Source organism: Umezawaea sp. (genome assembly GCF_057122925.1).
In genome coordinates this window covers 56,428-72,619 of record NZ_DBNGPQ010000157.1, presented here as the reverse complement: position 1 = coordinate 72,619, position 16,192 = coordinate 56,428, and the positions used below count along the sequence as shown (strand labels likewise).

At 74.4% G+C, this 16,192-nt stretch carries 11 protein-coding genes; 5 read left to right on the top strand and 6 right to left on the bottom strand.

Features of this window, described 5'->3' with window-relative positions; translation table 11 throughout:
* Positions 1–184: 184 nt before the first annotated feature.
* From AC156L_RS35790 to AC156L_RS35775, 4 genes are read right to left on the bottom strand one after another with little or no spacing between them, the layout of a single operon-like run.
* Positions 185–2,197: a transglutaminase TgpA family protein gene (locus tag AC156L_RS35790; RefSeq protein WP_330881579.1), complete on the bottom strand. Its 2,013-nt coding sequence runs from the start codon at positions 2,195–2,197 to the stop codon at positions 185–187.
* 49 nt (positions 2,198–2,246) lie between these two features.
* Positions 2,247–3,356 (bottom strand): DUF58 domain-containing protein, encoded by a 1,110-nt coding sequence (locus AC156L_RS35785; RefSeq protein ID WP_330881581.1) that lies wholly within the window; start codon positions 3,354–3,356, stop codon positions 2,247–2,249.
* On the bottom strand, positions 3,353–4,339 hold the full coding sequence (locus AC156L_RS35780; RefSeq protein WP_330881583.1) for an AAA family ATPase: 987 nt from the start codon (positions 4,337–4,339) through the stop codon (positions 3,353–3,355). The genes AC156L_RS35785 and AC156L_RS35780 overlap by 4 nt, the downstream gene beginning before the upstream one ends.
* Complete coding sequence (locus tag AC156L_RS35775; protein ID WP_484407660.1) at positions 4,336–6,525, bottom strand: YncE family protein; 2,190 nt, start codon at positions 6,523–6,525, stop codon at positions 4,336–4,338. The genes AC156L_RS35780 and AC156L_RS35775 overlap by 4 nt, the downstream gene beginning before the upstream one ends.
* A 329-nt stretch (positions 6,526–6,854) precedes the next feature.
* Here AC156L_RS35775 and AC156L_RS35770 point away from each other — a divergent pair, with 329 nt between their 5' ends.
* The 5 genes from AC156L_RS35770 to AC156L_RS35750 all read left to right on the top strand — a co-directional run bounded on the left by AC156L_RS35770 (position 6,855) and on the right by AC156L_RS35750 (position 11,268).
* Positions 6,855–8,201 (top strand): cation:dicarboxylate symporter family transporter, encoded by a 1,347-nt coding sequence (locus tag AC156L_RS35770; protein WP_484407659.1) that lies wholly within the window; start codon positions 6,855–6,857, stop codon positions 8,199–8,201.
* 148 nt (positions 8,202–8,349) lie between these two features.
* On the top strand, positions 8,350–8,559 hold the full coding sequence (locus tag AC156L_RS35765; RefSeq protein ID WP_330881589.1) for a hypothetical protein: 210 nt from the start codon (positions 8,350–8,352) through the stop codon (positions 8,557–8,559).
* Positions 8,560–8,640: 81 nt separating this feature from the next.
* Entirely contained in the window at positions 8,641–8,877 is a 237-nt protein-coding gene (locus AC156L_RS35760; RefSeq protein WP_330881591.1) for a hypothetical protein, read from the top strand.
* 81 nt (positions 8,878–8,958) lie between these two features.
* Entirely contained in the window at positions 8,959–10,164 is a 1,206-nt protein-coding gene (locus AC156L_RS35755; RefSeq protein WP_330881593.1) for a cytochrome P450 family protein, read from the top strand.
* 90 nt (positions 10,165–10,254) lie between these two features.
* Positions 10,255–11,268, top strand: a complete 1,014-nt coding sequence (locus AC156L_RS35750; RefSeq protein WP_330881595.1) for a helix-turn-helix domain-containing protein — start codon at positions 10,255–10,257, stop codon at positions 11,266–11,268.
* On the opposite strand, the gene AC156L_RS35745 is transcribed toward AC156L_RS35750, so the two are convergent.
* Together AC156L_RS35745 and AC156L_RS35740 are read right to left on the bottom strand one after the other, a co-directional pair.
* Positions 11,251–15,237 (bottom strand): S8 family peptidase, encoded by a 3,987-nt coding sequence (locus AC156L_RS35745; protein ID WP_330881597.1) that lies wholly within the window; start codon positions 15,235–15,237, stop codon positions 11,251–11,253. The genes AC156L_RS35750 and AC156L_RS35745 overlap by 18 nt on opposite strands.
* 259 nt (positions 15,238–15,496) lie before the next feature.
* Complete coding sequence (locus AC156L_RS35740; protein ID WP_330879436.1) at positions 15,497–16,120, bottom strand: lamin tail domain-containing protein; 624 nt, start codon at positions 16,118–16,120, stop codon at positions 15,497–15,499.
* Positions 16,121–16,192: the final 72 nt, after the last annotated feature.

Sequence of the window (16,192 nt, the reverse complement as noted above, 5' to 3'; positions counted from 1 at the left end):
CCCGCGCTCTCCCCACCACGCAACGCCGTCGAACGCCGCTTCCGGAGAACCAGGACGTGGCGAGGCCCGGCCACACGACAGGACGAGTCACCAGAGAGCTGCGAGGCCGGGTGACGCCCGCGCGCGGCGATCACGTGGTTGACGACCCCGACCCCCACCACACGACCCGAACCCCGCACAGCACCTAACGCCGCCGCAGGGGTCGCGGGTCGACCGACCAGAACAGCCGCCGGTACCACGGCACCACGCGCCGCAGGCCCTTCCGCACCTCCACCGCCAGCCTCCACGCCTCCGGGTCACTCGTCGGCGCGGGCCCGAACGCCGCCCGGTCGGCCAGCGCCGCCAGCGGCACCGCGGTCGGGGCGAACGCGGCCACGTCCCGCGCGACGTCCGGCGCCGACCGGTCGCGCCGCGGTGTGCGGCCCGCCAGTTGCAGCGAGTCCAGCACGTACGCCCACGCGCCGGGGGCACCGGCGCGGCTCAGCCGCAGGCGGCGGCCTCCGCGCAGCGCCAGCAGCACCACCAGCGGCACCAACGGGATCGCGAGCAGCGCGAACGGCGGACCGGACTCCGCCGACGGCGCTGCCGCGACCGGCGCGGTGGGCTGCGCCAGCGGTGGCGGCGGGGGCGCGGACTGCGGCGTGGTCGGTGTCGCGGTCACCGACGCCAGGCGGTCGAGCACCTCGCGCTTCGACGCCGGGCTCGGACCGGACCCCGTGCCGGACACCGGGTCGAACGGCACCCAGCCCCAACCGGAGAAGTACACCTCGGGCCACGCCGTCGCGTCGCTGCCCCGCACCACCCGCACGCCGTCCGGGCCTTCCGGGACCGGCTGGAACCCCACGACCACGCGCGTCGGCAACCCGACCGCGCGGCCGAGGACCGCGAACGCCGACGCGAACTGCTCGGCCGTGCCCGCGTTCGCACCCGACTGGCCCTCCGCGCCGAACAGGAACGTCTCCAGCCGCGCGTACGACGACCCGACCGGCGCCTCCACGTCGGGCTTGCGGTCCAGCCGGACCACCTGCTCGATCGCCACCGCCTGCTCGTACGGGGTCTTCGCCCCCGCGACGGCCTTGCGCGCGTACTCCGCCAGCGTCGACGGCAGCCCCGGCAGCGCCACGTACCGCCGCACCTGCGGCCCGCTCGGCACGGACGCCGTCGCGAGGTCCTGGTCGGCCGGGGTGTCCACGGTGCCGCTCATCTCGTACCGCAGCCCGGCGGACAGCTCCCCCGGCAGCACCAGCGACCCCGAGTCGGTGTCCACGGCGGCGCCGTCCAGGCTGACCGCGGTGGGCCTGCCGACGGCAGGCAGCCACGTGCCGCCCAGCGCGCCGACCGTCACGTCGATCGTCGACTCCGCGACGCGGGCACCCGGCGGCAGGTCCGGCTCGGCGACCGCGCCGATCGGCCCGTACAGCGACGCCGCCCGCCAGGTCGCCCCGTTGTAGTCACCCAGCGCCACGAGCCGCAGCGGCCGTTCCGGACCGCGCACCCGCAGCAGCTCCGTGTCCCCGATCCCGGCCCAGAACGCCAAGCGCGGCAACGGACTCGTCACCGCCACGTCCGAGATCGGCGGACGCACCAGCTCGCGCGGCTCGAACGCCCCGGCTCCCGGCAGGACCGACGCCGTCAACGTCACCGCGCCCAGCACCCCGAGCACGGCGGCGGGCCGCCCGACCGGGATCGGCCGCCCCGACTCGCGGCGGTCGACCAGCAGCCAGCCCAGCACGACCAGCAGCACCAGCGCCAGCGCGACCACGCCGTGCGGGTCGGCCCGCCCCGCCGTCAGCAGCGCCGTCGCGGTGTACAGCACGACCGCCCCCAGCACGGGCGCGAACAACGACCTCGCCATCGCCACGCCCAACGCCACCAGGAACACCAGCAGCGCCCCCGGCACGAGCAGCGTCGGCGTCGCGGGCGCCGGGCGCGCGGCGCTCAGCAGCCGCGGCAGCAGGTCCAGCAGCACCGACACCGGCGCCGTGTCGTCGGACCGGGCCACGAGGTACGCACCCGCCAGCGCGAACCCCAGCACCGGCACCACGGACACCCGCGCCCTCCGCACCAGCGGCAGGCACGCGAACGCCACCAGCACCGCCCCCGCGAACACCAGCCGGGGCAGCACGCCCTGCCACCCCGCACCGAGGTGCACGGCGGCCACCAGCACCACCAGCGCCGCCCACCCGAGCCTCACCACCGCGCCACCACCACATCTCCGCGTCCGGCGCGGACGAAGCACGGGCCCGTCACCGCGCCACCACCGTGTTCCACGCCGCCACCAGGTCGTCCGCCTTCGGCGCGCGCAGCACCAGCACCGAGCCGACCGCGGACACGGGTTCCTCGGGCGCCACGGCCAGCACCACCCCGAACGCCGCCCGGCCGACCTCCAGCAGCAGCGTCCGCAGGTCCGACGAGTCGCCGCACACCACCGCCACCACGTCCAGGTCCCGCAGCCCCACCGACCTCGTCACCCCGGTCACGTCCAGGTCCGCCAACGCCGCCAGCGCGAGCGACGGCTCGTCGACCACGGACACGTCGACCGAGCCCGACGACGTCAGCAGCCGCACCGGGTGCCCGCTCTCGACCGCCGCGCCGACCAGCGACGCCGCCACCTCCACGGCGTCCTCGAACGACGCCGGGTCCGGGTACGCCGCCGCGTTGTCGTCCAGCACCACCGCGAGGTGCGGCAGCGCCGGGTCCGCGTCCTCGCGGACCATCAGCGTCCCGGTGCGCGCGGTGGTCGCCCAGTGCAGCCTGCGCAGGTCGTCACCGGCCACGTACTCCCGCAGCCCCACCAGGTCCGTGCCGCCGCTCTCCACGCGCTCGTCCGCGCCGACGTGCCCGCGCCGCACCCCACCGGGCAGGCCGCGCACCGGCAGCACCCGCGGCACCACCCGCACGTCGATCACCTCGCCCAGCACCGACCTCGCCACCGCCAGCCCCGCGAAACCCCTGCGGTGCAACGTGAGCGGCCCGACGCGCAGCACACCGCGGCGGTCCGTCGGGATCGGGTACTCCACCGCCGTGCGCTCCCCCGCCGCCAGCAGCGGCACGTCCACCGGCATCGGCTCGCCCGCCACGTGGTCCGTCGCGTCGAGCACGACCGGCAGGCGCTTGCCGGGGTTCACCAGCTCCACCCGCCCGGTGCACCCGGCCAGCCGCTGCACCGTGCGGGGCCGCACGCTGCGGGACGCCTCGACCGGCACGGCCGTGCGCACCGACACCGCACCGGCCACCACCAGCAGCACCAGCGCGAACCCCAGCGCGGCCACACCGGGGTAGCGCCACCACAGCCCGAGGCCCGCGAGCACGACGCCCAGCACCAGGGTCCCGGCGCCGCGCGCGGTGAGTCTCATCGGGTTTCCGGACGGGGGACGTCCACACCGGACAGCACCTCCGCGAGGACCTCCGCGGTCGTCGTGCCCGCCAGCTGCGCCTCCCTGGTGAGCACCAACCGGTGCGCCAGCACGGGAACGGCCAGCTCCTGCACGTCACCGGGAACGGCGAAGTGCCTGCCGCGCGCGGCGGCGTGCACCTGCACGCAGCGCACCAGCGCCCGCAGGCCGCGGGTGCTCGCCCCCAGCCGCAGCCGGGGGTCCGCACGGGTCGCGGTGCCCAGCTCACCGATGTAGCGCAGGATCGGGTCGGCCACGTGCAGCAGCGACAGCCTGCGCCCGTGCGCGGCGACCTCGTGCGGGTTGCTCACCGTCGGCACCGCGCCGACCCGGCCCGCCCCGCTACCAGGCCGCAGGACGTCCAGCTCGTGCTCGACGTCCGGGTAGCCGATGGAGATGCGGATCATGAACCGGTCGAGCTGCGCCTCCGGCAGCCGGTAGGTGCCGTCGAGGTCGATCGGGTTCTGCGTGGCGACCACGAGGAACGGCGCGGGCACGGCGTGGCCGACGCCGTCGACCGTGACCGTGTGCTCCTCCATCACCTCCAGCAGCGCCGACTGCGTCTTCGCCGCCGCGCGGTTGATCTCGTCGGCCAGCACGACGTTCGCGAACACCGGGCCCGGCCGGAACCGGACCTCCGCGGTCTGCGGGTCGAACACCGACGTGCCGGTCACGTCCGACGGCAGCAGGTCCGGCGTGAACTGCACCCGCCGCGACACCCCTCCGAGCGCACCCGCCACGGCCCGCGCCAGCGTCGTCTTCCCGGTGCCCGGCACGTCCTCCAGCAGCACGTGGCCACCCGCGAACATCGACACCAGCACGAGGTCGACCACGTCGCGCTTGCCGCGCACGGCCGTCTCCACCGCATCACCCAGCCGGGTGTGCAGCGCCCGGAACGCCGCGATCTCGTCCTCGCCGATGGCCGTGCTCTCCAGAGTCGTCACCGGACCCCGCCCTCCTCGTCGTCGTGCCGACGGCCGACGCGCAGCAGCGCCGCCACGGCGATCAGGCCGAGCCCACCCGCGCCCGCGGGAGCGGACTCGGGCGCCTCGGGTGCGCTGCGCGGGATCTGGCACGGCTGCCGGGGGCACGGCTCCGTCTCCCGCACGGGCGAGCTCTTCGGCGCCGAGTCGACCGACGCGCCGCCACCGGCCGCGTACGCCCGGACCACGATCCGGTTGGGGCCGATGTCCGCGTCGATCGTCGTCGACGTCGTCCCGCACGCGATGGGCGTGCTGAAGCCGTGGGTGGTGTTGACGACCTCGCACGACCCGTTGTGGCTCGCCCAGTCCGCGGGCCAGGCCATGTTCACGGTCTTGGTGTAGGAGGCGATACCACCCGTGATCGAGGTGATCACCGCCGCGCCCGCCGACGGCAGCGACGGCGGCGGCGGGGGTTCGGTCGTGGTCACCACCGGGGGCGGCGGGGGCTCCGTGGTCGTCGTGACCACCGGCGGAGGCGGGGGCTGGGTCGTCGTCGTGACCACCGGCGGTGGCGGCTGCGTCGTGCCCGCCGGCGGGACGCTCCACGACGCCGTGGCCGCGGCGCTGGTGCCCGCGTCCCCGTACGCCGTCACGGACACGTCCAGGCTCCCCGACGAGCAGAACGTGCTGCCACCGCACGGGATCGACAGGTCGGTGCTGGTACCGGCCACCTGCGCGGACCGGCTGCCGCCGCTGAACCCGCCGCTCGCGGTCACGGTGTACCCGGTGACCGGCGCGACCGCGCCCCAGGACACCGTGATCACCAGCGCCGACGCGTCGCGGCTCTTCAGCGACACCGAGACGCCCGGCGGCCTGCCGGGCGCACCGCCGACGACCGATCCCGTCGTCGTCGGGGGCGCCACCACCGTGGTCGTCGTGGCGGGCGGCTGGTCGCCGTTGCCGTTGCCGTTGCCGTTGCCGTTGGTGCGCGTGGTCCTCGGCAGCTCCTCCGGCCTCGGCGGCGGGGGCGGGGGCACGGTCGGCAGCGGCTCGCGGTCCGGGTCGGTCACGGCCAGGTCCGGGCTGCGGACCGTCACGGACCGGGTGCTGCCGTCGGCGTCCACGATCACGCCCTGCGACGCGCCGGGGGTGTTGATGAACAGCTTGCCGTCGTCGAACACCAGCTCAGGGTCGCCCGACCCCCGGGTGAGCACGTCGTCGCCGGACCTGCGGCCCTCGCCGTCGAGCACGACGACCTTGCCCGCCCCGTGGCACGGCACGTAGACCTTGCCGCGGAACACCGCGGGACGGCCGGGCTTCGCGCAGCCGAGGTCCGCGACGTCGACGCGGATCACCTCGTCACCGCTGACCAGCACCACCACCCCGGAGTCCGGCACCGCGGCGGGCACGAGGTCGCTCGGGCTGGCGGTCGCGGCCAGCACGTCCCCGCTGAGCGTCACCGTCATCACCGACAGCGCCTGCCCGGTGCCGTCCTGGACGACCACACCGCCTTCGAGGCCCAGCAGCGTCACACCCGTCTCGTGCGGCACGAGCGCCGTGCGCGGACCCGCTCCGGGAACGGGCCTCGCGGACTTCTCCACGAACCGCTCGTCGTCGTCCGACCACTCCAGCGCGTGCAGGTTGCCGCCGTGGTCGACGGCCCACACCACGCCGCTGTCGTCGACCACGACGTCGGCGAGCGGCTGACCGGCCGACCAGGGCGCGCCGACGTCGGCGAGCGTCACGGGGTCGGCGTTGTGGATCGTGCCCGCGGCGCGGTCGACCACGAACACGCGGCCCTGCGCGATGAGCACCTTGGCGGACGCGCCCGCCGGTGCCTGCCGCCTGCCGCTGGCCAGCAGCGTGGACAGGTCGATCACGGTGATCTGGCCGGTGCGCCGGTCGAGCACGACGAGCGTGCCGTCGTCCTGCGCGATCTCCAGCTGGGCGTCGCCGCCGCTGATCTGGAGACGGGTCTGCGGCTTGCCGGAGCTGGGGTTGACCTGCACGACCTCGCCGCGCTCGTCGTCACCCAGCCAGGTGAGCCCGTCCGACACGGACACCGCGGTGCGCGAGATGCCGTTGCCGAACGCGGCTCCCGCCAGGAGCACCACGCCCACCAGCGCCGCCCCGAAGCTCGCGGACTCGCGACCGCCGCTGCCCACCACCCGCCGCCCGGCTCTCGCCAGGCGCTGCCCCACACCCATCAGGCCCTCCCTCGACGGCGGGGATGCTAACCCGCTGGTACGACAACTTCGTGCCACTGCTCCGGATGGCTCAACGCCGTCCCGCACCGCGCGCGTTGGACCTCGGGAGCGGTCGTCCGGTTCCCCTCCTGTGCTTCGGACCGGCACGTGAGGATGGTTCGCACAACTTCATTTTGGTCAACACTGAAGCAATAGTGCTGAGCGCACAGGCGCCCGCCACGGCCCCAAACGAGACCGACGACCGCTGCGGGGCACCCGTCCGTGGAGGAAGATCGCCCCGTCACGACACGTGCGGTCGCGCACGTCGAGGCGGTCGGGAGGCCCCACACATGTCAGACACGGCAAGCGCGCCGAAGCGCGACCGGACGCACTACCTCTACATCGCGGTGATCGTCGCCGTGCTGCTCGGCATCCTCGTCGGCTTCGTGTTCCCGAAGCTCGGCGTCGCCCTGAAGCCGGTGGGCACCGGGTTCGTCTCGCTGATCAAGATGATGATCGCGCCGGTCATCTTCTGCACGATCGTGCTCGGCGTCGGCTCCATCAGGAAGGCTGCCACGGTCGGCAAGGTCGGCGGCCTCGCCCTCGGCTACTTCATGGTGATGTCGACGTTCGCGCTCGCCATCGGCCTGGTCGTCGGCAACATCATCAAGCCGGGCGAGGGCCTGAACCTGTCCGAGTCGGCCAAGGCGGCGGGCACGAAGGCCGCGGGCGCCGAGGCGCAGTCCACGACCGAGTTCCTGCTGGGCATCATCCCCGAGACGCTCGTGTCGCCGCTGACGGCGGGCAACGTCCTCCAGACGCTGTTCGTGGCGCTCCTGATCGGCTTCGCCATCCCCAAGCTCGGCGCGTCGGGCGACGCGATCCTGCGCGGCGTGAAGCACTTCGAACGCCTGGTGTTCCGCGTGCTGGCCATGATCATGTGGGCCGCCCCGATCGGCGCGTTCGGCGCCATCGCCGCGGTCGTCGGCGAGACCGGCTGGAAGGCGCTGGCCAGCCTGTTGCAGATCATGCTGGGCTTCTACATCACGTGCTTCATCTTCGTGCTCGTCATCCTCGGCCTGGTGCTGAAGTTCGGCTCCGGCGTGAACATCCTGAACCTGCTGCGCTACCTGGGCCGCGAGTTCCTGCTCATCGTCTCCACCTCGTCGTCGGAATCGGCCCTGCCCCGCCTGATCGCCAAGATGGAGCACCTCGGCGTCTCGCGGCCGGTCGTCGGCATCACCGTGCCGACCGGCTACTCGTTCAACCTCGACGGCACCGCGATCTACCTGACCATGGCGTCGATCTTCATCGCCGACGCGCTCGGCACACCGCTCCAGATCGGCGAGCAGATCTCGCTGCTGCTGTTCATGATCATCGCGTCGAAGGGCGCGGCGGGCGTCAGCGGCGCCGGCCTCGCGACCCTGGCGGGCGGCCTCCAGGCCCACCGGCCGGAACTCGTGGACGGCGTCGGCCTCATCGTCGGCATCGACCGCTTCATGTCCGAGGCGCGGGCGCTGACGAACTTCGCGGGCAACGCCGTCGCCACCGTCCTCATCGGCAACTGGGTCGGCGAGTTCGACAAGCAGCAGGCCGAACGCGTGTTCACCGGCGCGGACCCGTTCGACGAGGCCACGATGCTCGACCGGGAGGACGAGAACCCGAAACCGGAGCGGGTGCCCGCCGAACGCGTGTAGGCGGCGTTCGTCCCCGTGGAGGGGACGAACGGGCCGACTCCGGTGTGCTCGCGGTCAGTTCGGGGCCCCATCCCCGGTCGGGGACGGGGCCCTCGGGTTTTCCTCGGTGTTCCGAACCGGCGCACCACCCCGGTGCGAGACGATCGCCGTGATCGACGCACCTCCGTCCCACCGGGACATCGCCCTCCTGCGCGCCGTGGCCGCGGGCCGCGTCACGATGGCCCCCGGCAGCGAACCCGACCTGTTCGTCGACGGCATCGCGTGCTGCGACCAGGTCGCCGCCACCCGCCTGGCGCGGATCGGCCTCGTCGAGCCGGCGGGCCCGGCCGCGCTCGGCCACCGCGTCCCCGCCGGCTGACCGCCAGGGGCACCCACGTGCTGGGCACCGGCCTCACCGCCTGAACCTCCCCTGCGCGCGGGGACCGCCGGTGGTCGGCCAGTGGGACGACCCCGATCGGTCGTCCAAGCCGGACGTCGTGGGCGAGGTGGGGGCGTCGGCCCCGACGCCGTCACGGTCGCCGACGACGGCGCGGTCACGGCGGTGCGGGTCTGGTGCGGCCCCGGCACGTGGACGGCGGTGTCCGAGGACCCGGTCGTCGACGCCCCGCCGTCGTCCACCGACGAGGCGAACCGGACGGGGTCCCCACCGGAGACCGCGGGCACCCGGCTCGGCTGAACCACCCTTTCGGCGCCGTCCGCCGGGACGGCCTCCCCCGTACCGTGGCGTGGTTCGCCACCGTGGACCAGGGGGATCCGGATGACCGAGCTCGTGACGATCACGGCCGAGTTCAAGGCGGCGGCGCCCGCCCGCTACGCCGAGCTGCGGAAGCGGGGACCGGTGCACCGCTCGCGCTTCTCCAACGGCATCGAGGGCTGGCTGGTGGTCGGCCACGCCGCCGCGCAGGAGGCGCTCCTGCACCCGGCGCTGCTCAAGGACCCCGAGCCCTCGCTGGAACTGCTCGACGCGGCGGGCTACACGAGCCACCGGACCGGTGTCGGCCTGGGCGGCAACATGCTGATGGCCGACCCGCCGGACCACACCCGGCTGCGACGGCTGGTCGCGGGCGCGTTCAGCCCCGGCCGCACGCGCGAACTGGCCCCGCGCGTCCAGGAGATCGCCGACGACCTGGTGGACGCGCTCGCCCCCGAGGGCGAGGCGGACCTGGTGGAGGCGTTCACCGCTCCCCTGCCGGTGGCCGTGATCTCGGAGCTGCTGGGTGTGCCGGAGCGCGACCGCGCCGACTTCCGGACGTGGAGCTCGCTCATGCTGGGCGCGCCGTCGGAGGTGCAGCGCGCGGCGGGGACGAACCTGAACCGCTACCTGGCCGAGCTGGTGGCGGCCAAGCGGGAGAACCCCGACGACGGTCTGCTGTCCGCGCTGGTGGCCGTGCGCGACGGGGACGACGGCAGGCTCTCGGAGGTCGAACTGGTCGGCACCGCGGTCCTGCTGGTCGTCGCGGGCCACGAGACCACCGTCAACCTGCTCGGCAACGCCCTCGTGGCGCTGCTGCGCGCCCCGGAGCAGGCCGACCTGCTCCGGGAGCGGCCCGACCTCGTGCCCGGCGCGGTCGAGGAGTTCCTGCGCCACGACTCGTCGGTCGAGCACGCGACACCCCGCTACGCCCACGAGGACCTGGAGCTGAGCGGCACGGCCATCAGCCGCGGCGAGGTCGTGATGGTGGCGCTGTCGTCGGCGAGCCGGGACGTCCCGGTGCCCGGTGGCGGCGACCCGGCGGAGCTGGACGTGACCCGCGGCGGCGTGCGCCACCTGTCGTTCGGGTACGGCGTGCACCACTGCCTCGGCGCTCCCCTGGCCAGGCTGGAGGCGGCCGTCGCGCTGGAGACCCTGCTGCGCCGGATCCCCGACCTGGCCCCGGCCGTACCGCTGGACGACCTGGAGTGGGTGCCCAGCGGCATCATGCGCGGTCCGCTGTCCCTGCCCGTCACCTTCACGCCGCGCTAGCGGACGGTCCAACGTTCGGCGGTGTGGTCCGACGAGCGGACCGTCGGATACTGGGCCGTCGGTTCACCCGCGCCCGGCGAGGACGTCAGCATGCTCAGCTCCCTCGGTCTGACGCCGACCGACCAGCAGGTGTACGAGGTGCTCGTCGAGCACGACCCGATGACCACCGCGGAACTGTGCGCGGAGGTGGGGTTCACCCCGTCGCGGCTGCGGCGCGTGCTCAAGCGGCTGCTGGACAAGGGGATCGTCACCCGGTCGCCGGGTCCGCCGGAGCGGTTCCGCGCCGTGCCGCCGGACGTCGCGCTCGGCGCGCTGTTCGTGGAGCGGGAGAGCGAGCTCAAGCGGGCCAGGCTGTTCGCGGACCACCTGCACGACCGGTACGTCGACTCGATGACCCGGCTGCACCCCGCCGAGCTGGTCGAGGTGGTGCACGGCGCGGAGGAGATCTCGCGGCGCGTCGAGCAGGTCATGCGGTCGGCGCGCGGCGAGGTGCGGTTCATCGACAAGCCGCCGTACGCGCAGCCGCCGCGCGCGCTGCACCCGGTGGAGCGCGACCTGCTCGGCGAGGGCGTCGGGTTCTTCGGCATCTACGACCACCAGGCGCTGGAGGCGCACGACCTGCTGGCGGACCTGGAGGCCGGGCTGGCGCTCGGCGAGGAGGCGCGGGTCGTGGCGGAGGCGCCGATGAAGATGATCCTCGCCGACCGGCACCTCGGGCTGATCCCGCTGCACACCGACCGGCCGACGATCACCAGCGCGGTCGTGGTGCACCGGTCCGCGCTGCTCGACGCGCTCCGGGCGTTGTTCTCGGCCCTGTGGTCCCAGGCCATCCCCCTGGCGCTGCCGGGGTCGCCGCCCGCGAACGGCGACGCGCTGCCGCCGGAGGACGCGCGGCTGCTGGCCCTGCTCACCACCGGGCTGCCGGACCGGAGCATCGCCAAGCAGCTCGGGTTGAGCTACCGGACGTTCCAGCGCAGGCTCCGGGCGCTGATGGCGCACCTCGACGCCGACACCCGGTTCCAGGCCGGGCTCCGGGCGTCGGCGAAGGGGTGGGCCACGCTGTCGGTGACCCACCCCTCGCGCGACCTACCGCGCCGCGGGTGACACCGCGACGCCCGCGGGAGCGGTCAGCGCGTACGCCCGCCGCACGGTGCTCGTCACGGTGTTGCCCGCGCTGTCGCGGGCGGTGGTCCGCAGCCACACGTACCCGCTGGTCGCGGCGAGCGCCGGGTGCACGACGGTGACCGTCCACCTCCCGTCGCCGCGCGGCGAGGCGACCGCGTCCCGCCACGTGGCGCCCTCGTCGGTCGAGTACGCCGTCCGCAGCGACACGACCGGTCCGCCGCCGACCGCGCCGGAGTGCGACCCGGCGACCACGTCGAACGAGTACGCCCCGCCCGCGGGCGCCTGGTTGCCCAGGTCGAGCGGCAGCCGCAGGTCGAGGCGCACCAGCGGCTGGAACGCGCAGACCCGTCCGTCGTCCCGGCACGCGAACCCCTGGGGCGCGCCCGCCGCGGGCCGCTGCGACCGGAACGTCCACGTGGTGTCCGTGCGCGGTGCGAGCCGGAACAGCACCCCGCTCGGCGCGCCCACCTGGGCCTGGGCCTTCTGCTCCTCCACGACCTCCAGCCGGTAGGTGGTGGGCGTCGGGCTCAGCCGGTACAGCGGGAACACCGCGAGCGGGTCACCGGCGTTGACCGCGACGACCTCCTCGTCCCCCTGGAACACCCGCGTCCTCGTCGTGGCGAAGTGCGCGGCGTTCTCGTAGGGGTTGGCGTAGTGGCCGGGGGTCCCGTCGCCCCACTGGAGGGCGGGCACGAACAAGTCGGGGTCCTCGCCGCCCCGGCAGGCCGTGCACAGGAGCTTCCAGCCCGCCTCGGTCGCCGGGTACCGCGCGGGGTGGTCGGGCGCCAGTTCCACCGCCGTGCCGCGCATCGGCCCGCCGAACCAGTGCTCGTCCGGGCGCGAGGTCTCCCCCGCGCGGTAGACGTTCTGCTGGAGCACGGCCAGCGCGGCGCGCCTGTTCTTGTCGTCGGTGCCGGACAGCGTGACGACCCGCTTCCACACCACCCGCTCGTCGGCGGGACCGGTGTACTCCGTCCACGAGGCCGGGGCGCTGTAGCGCACGGGCTGCGCGATCTGGGTCTTCCACAGGCCGGTCGCGAACGGGTACCACGTCTTCTGCACGGTCAGACCGGGCTTCTCGGCGTGGTAGAACGCCTTGGACGCCACCATCCTCGACCGGTCCAGCCGGTGCAGGTGGTTCGACGGCACGCCGTTCGGGTCGAGGTGGGCGAGGTGGTAGACCGCGTCCGGGGCGGCGTGCACCCGGATCGACAGCGAGGTCGGCCCCCGGTCGGTCCTGGCCCGCAGCGCCGCGCCCTCGGCGTGGTCGAGCGAGAGGTGCGGGACGACCGCGCTCGCCAGTCCGGGCACGGTCAGCGCCCCGTCCACGTCGACGTAGGAGACGACGGCGACCGCCCCGGCCGCCGACGCGGTACCGGCCGCCGCCGTGGCCGCGGTGAACACGGCGTTGACCGGGTCGGCGGCTCCCGGCGGCACCGGCACGCGCACCAGCACCGCCTTGCCCGCCACGTTCGCGCGGGCGATCTCCTCGGGGGTGCCGAGTCCGCCGAAGACCAGCGGGACGTCGTGCTGGCCCGGCCAGCGGGTCGCGACGACGCCGGCGTCGTACTCCGGGTGCAGCAGCGGCCCCGACGCGCCGCCCACCGCCAGTTCCACCGCCGCGCGCTGGAGGGTGGCGCTGTCCTGCAACGAGATCGCGCCCCGCTTCGTGGCGGGCGAGGGGGTGGCGCGGACCCGCCAGCTCGTGGCACCCGCCGCGAGACCGGTCTCGCTGAGGTGGCCGGGCGTGCCGCCGGTCGCGGGCAGCACGCGGCGCAGCATGACCGTGCGGTCGCGCTGGTCGACCGGGGTCGGCGCGACGACGCCCACCGGGACGGTCCCCCTGGCGTCGAGCGTGACCGAGGTCGGCCCCCGGACGTCCACTTCGGACTTGTGCAGCGCGGACCAGGTCCGGGTGGTGACGCCCTTCTCGCTGCTCCACCCGATCGCGGAGTAGGTCCCCGCGGGCACGGCCGCGCTGCCCACTCCGTCCACCAGGCCCACCTGCCGGTCGACGGACTCCCGGAACGGGTCGTTGAGGCTGGCCGCGCCCGCCGAGTCGTCGACGAGCTGCACACCCGCCCGCACCGCGGGACGGCCCGCGGAGTCGAGCACGCGGACGTCGACCTTGAACAGCTCGGGGGCGTTGTAGGTGCTGACCGGCGTGCGCAGGACCGTGGCGCCGTCGGACGCGACGACCTCGCCCCCGTAGACGCCCGCCTCGCCCTCGTCCGGGTCGAGGACCAGCGACGTGGCCGCCTTCCCCTTCGCCGGGACCACGACCGTGGTCGACGCCAGCCGCAGGCTGCCCGCGGGCGCGGTCTCGCCCGTCCACGCCTTCGCGGACAGCGACAGACCCAGGGTCAGCGGCTCGTCACCGGGGTTGGTGTACTCCAGCGTCCGCGGCACGGGCGGGGTGCCCTGCGCGACGCGGTCGTTGCGGCCGAAGTTCAGCACCGGCGGCCCGATGGCGGTCTGCTCGACCGCCCTGGCCACGTCGAGCAGCCCGGAGCCCTGCTGGAACCAGGCGAGGCCGACGTCCCGCGCGCTCGACACCAGCGCGTCCTTCAGCACCGAGCCGGTCCAGTCGGGGTGCTGCTGGTGCAGGATCGCCGCCGCGCCCGCCACGTGCGGCGTCGCCATCGAGGTGCCCGAGGCCGCCGTGTGGCGGTCGTCCACGGGCGCGCCCATCGCCGTGTCCGCCGCGCGGGCCGCGACCACGTCCACGCCCGGCGCGACGACCTCCGGTTTGACCATCGCGTCACCCGAGCGCGGTCCCCGGCCGCTGAACCCGGCGATCCGGTTGTCGCGGTCGACCGCGCCGACGGTCAGCGCGGACGCGGCGGTGCCCGGCGTGGTCACCGTGCGGTCGCCGGGGCCGGAGTTGCCCGCCGCGACCACGAAGAGCGCGCCGGTGCGCCGCGACAGGTCGTCGACCAGGGCGCTGAGCGGGTCGGACCCGTCGGTGACGCCGGCGCCGAGGCTGAGGTTGACCACCTCCGCGCCCCGCTCGGCCGCCCACTCCATCCCCGCCATCACCTGGGAGGTCTCGCCGTAGCCGGTGCTGTCGAACACCTTGGCCACCAGCAGCTTCGCCCCCGGCGCGACACCGCGGTACCTGCCGCCGGAGGCGGCGCCGGTGCCCGCGACGATCGACGCGACGTGCGTGCCGTGCCCGTGGCGGTCGACCACGTCCGGCTCGTCGGTGAAGTTGGCCGAGTCGACGACCGCGCCCGCCAGGTCGGGGTGGCCCGCGTCGATCCCGGTGTCCACCACGGCCACGGTCGTCCCCGTGCCGTCCAGCCCCTTCTCCCACGCGGCGGGTGCTCCGACCTGCCGGGTCGTCCGGTCCAGGGTCACGTGGACGCGCCGGTCCAGCGACACGGCCGCCACACCGCGGTCCAGTGTGGACGCCGACTCCGGTGCCGCCGTGAGCGTCCGCCAGAACGCCGGGGCGGAGTCCTTGGCGACGCGCATGCCCACGGCTCCCGCGCTCGCGACCGTCGTCCGCCGCTCGGCGGGCAGGTCCGCGGCCCTGGCGTCCAGCGCGGCGGCGCCGAGGTCGCCCGCGTAGGCGGTGATCACCGGGATCGTGGTGGCGCGCCCGTCCTCCAGGCCTTCGGCGACCAGGCGCGTGACGTTGAACAGGTCGGGGTCGAGCGCCCCGGAGTCGATGCGGGCCTGCGCGTCCTCCGGGACGACGAGCAGGCCGTCGGCCGTGGTCGTCGTGCGGAACGCCGGTGGCGGACCGTTCTCGCGGGGGGCGGCGTCGACCTGGGCCGTCCGGGTGCCGTCGGTCTGCTCCGCGTAGTCCACGACGTCACCGGTGAGCAGGGTGACCCGGTGGGAGGCGGTGGCACCGGGCGGGGCACCCGGCGCCGCCGAGGCGGAGGCCGCGCGCTGCTGGGGGACCAGGAGTTGCGCTGTGACGAGCGCCGTTGCGAGCACGGCTGGCAGGAGTCGGTGCCGTGAGGACAGGGGACGGCGACGGGACATGGCGACCTCGCTCTCCGGGGAGTCAGGGTCTCCAGAGGATGAGGTCGCGTCGGCAAGTGGGAAATAGATCTCCGGGGCGCGAAGTCGCCGGGGGCGACTTCCCGCCGCGCACGACGGGGCTCGGACCGCTCTCGGGCGGTCCGAGCCCCGTCACCTCGGTGCGTGCTCAGGTCGGCCGACCAGCCGCGCTACTCGGCCGACCGGCTCGCGGTCAGTTGATCGCGCCCGGTGTGCGCTGGTGCAGCGCGAAGTCCGTGCGGTTGTTGTCGGTGTCGGTGCTCAGGATGTCGCGACCGCTCGACGCGCCCAGCGGCTCGGACACGAGCGTCTCGGGCAGTGCCGCGGCGCCCTCGCGCGCCGCGGTGACCGCGCTGGAGAACGCGACGCCGTCGATCTTCGCGCCGTTCGGGTTGAAGATCGCCACGCCGCCCTGGTTCGGGAGGCCCTCACCGCTGGCGACGGTCGGCACGACGTAGGTCTCGTCCACGATCGTGCCGGAGAAGTTCTGGCTCGTCAGCACGAGGAACTGGCCGAGGTTCCCCCTGGGCTGGAGCACGATGCCCTCGGGGACGACGATCGTGTTGACGAGCACGTTGCGCTGGTCGTAGACCTTGATCTGGTAGTCGGTCAGCTCGATCGCGTTGTTGCTGATGTTCCGGATCTCGATGAACTCGTCGAGCATCCCGTTCGGACCGCGCACCGACACCTCGTTGACCACCACCGAGGCGGAGGCCGCGGGCGTGATGTCGGTCGGTTCGTCGGCGGCACCGGCAACGCCACCACCAGCGAGGACGAGCATGCCCATGGCAGCGGCGGCAATCAGCGTTCGACGCATTGTCGTTTCCTTTCCAGAAGACCGGATGACATGATGTGGGATTCGGTTCTCGCTATTCCGTCTCCTCCATCA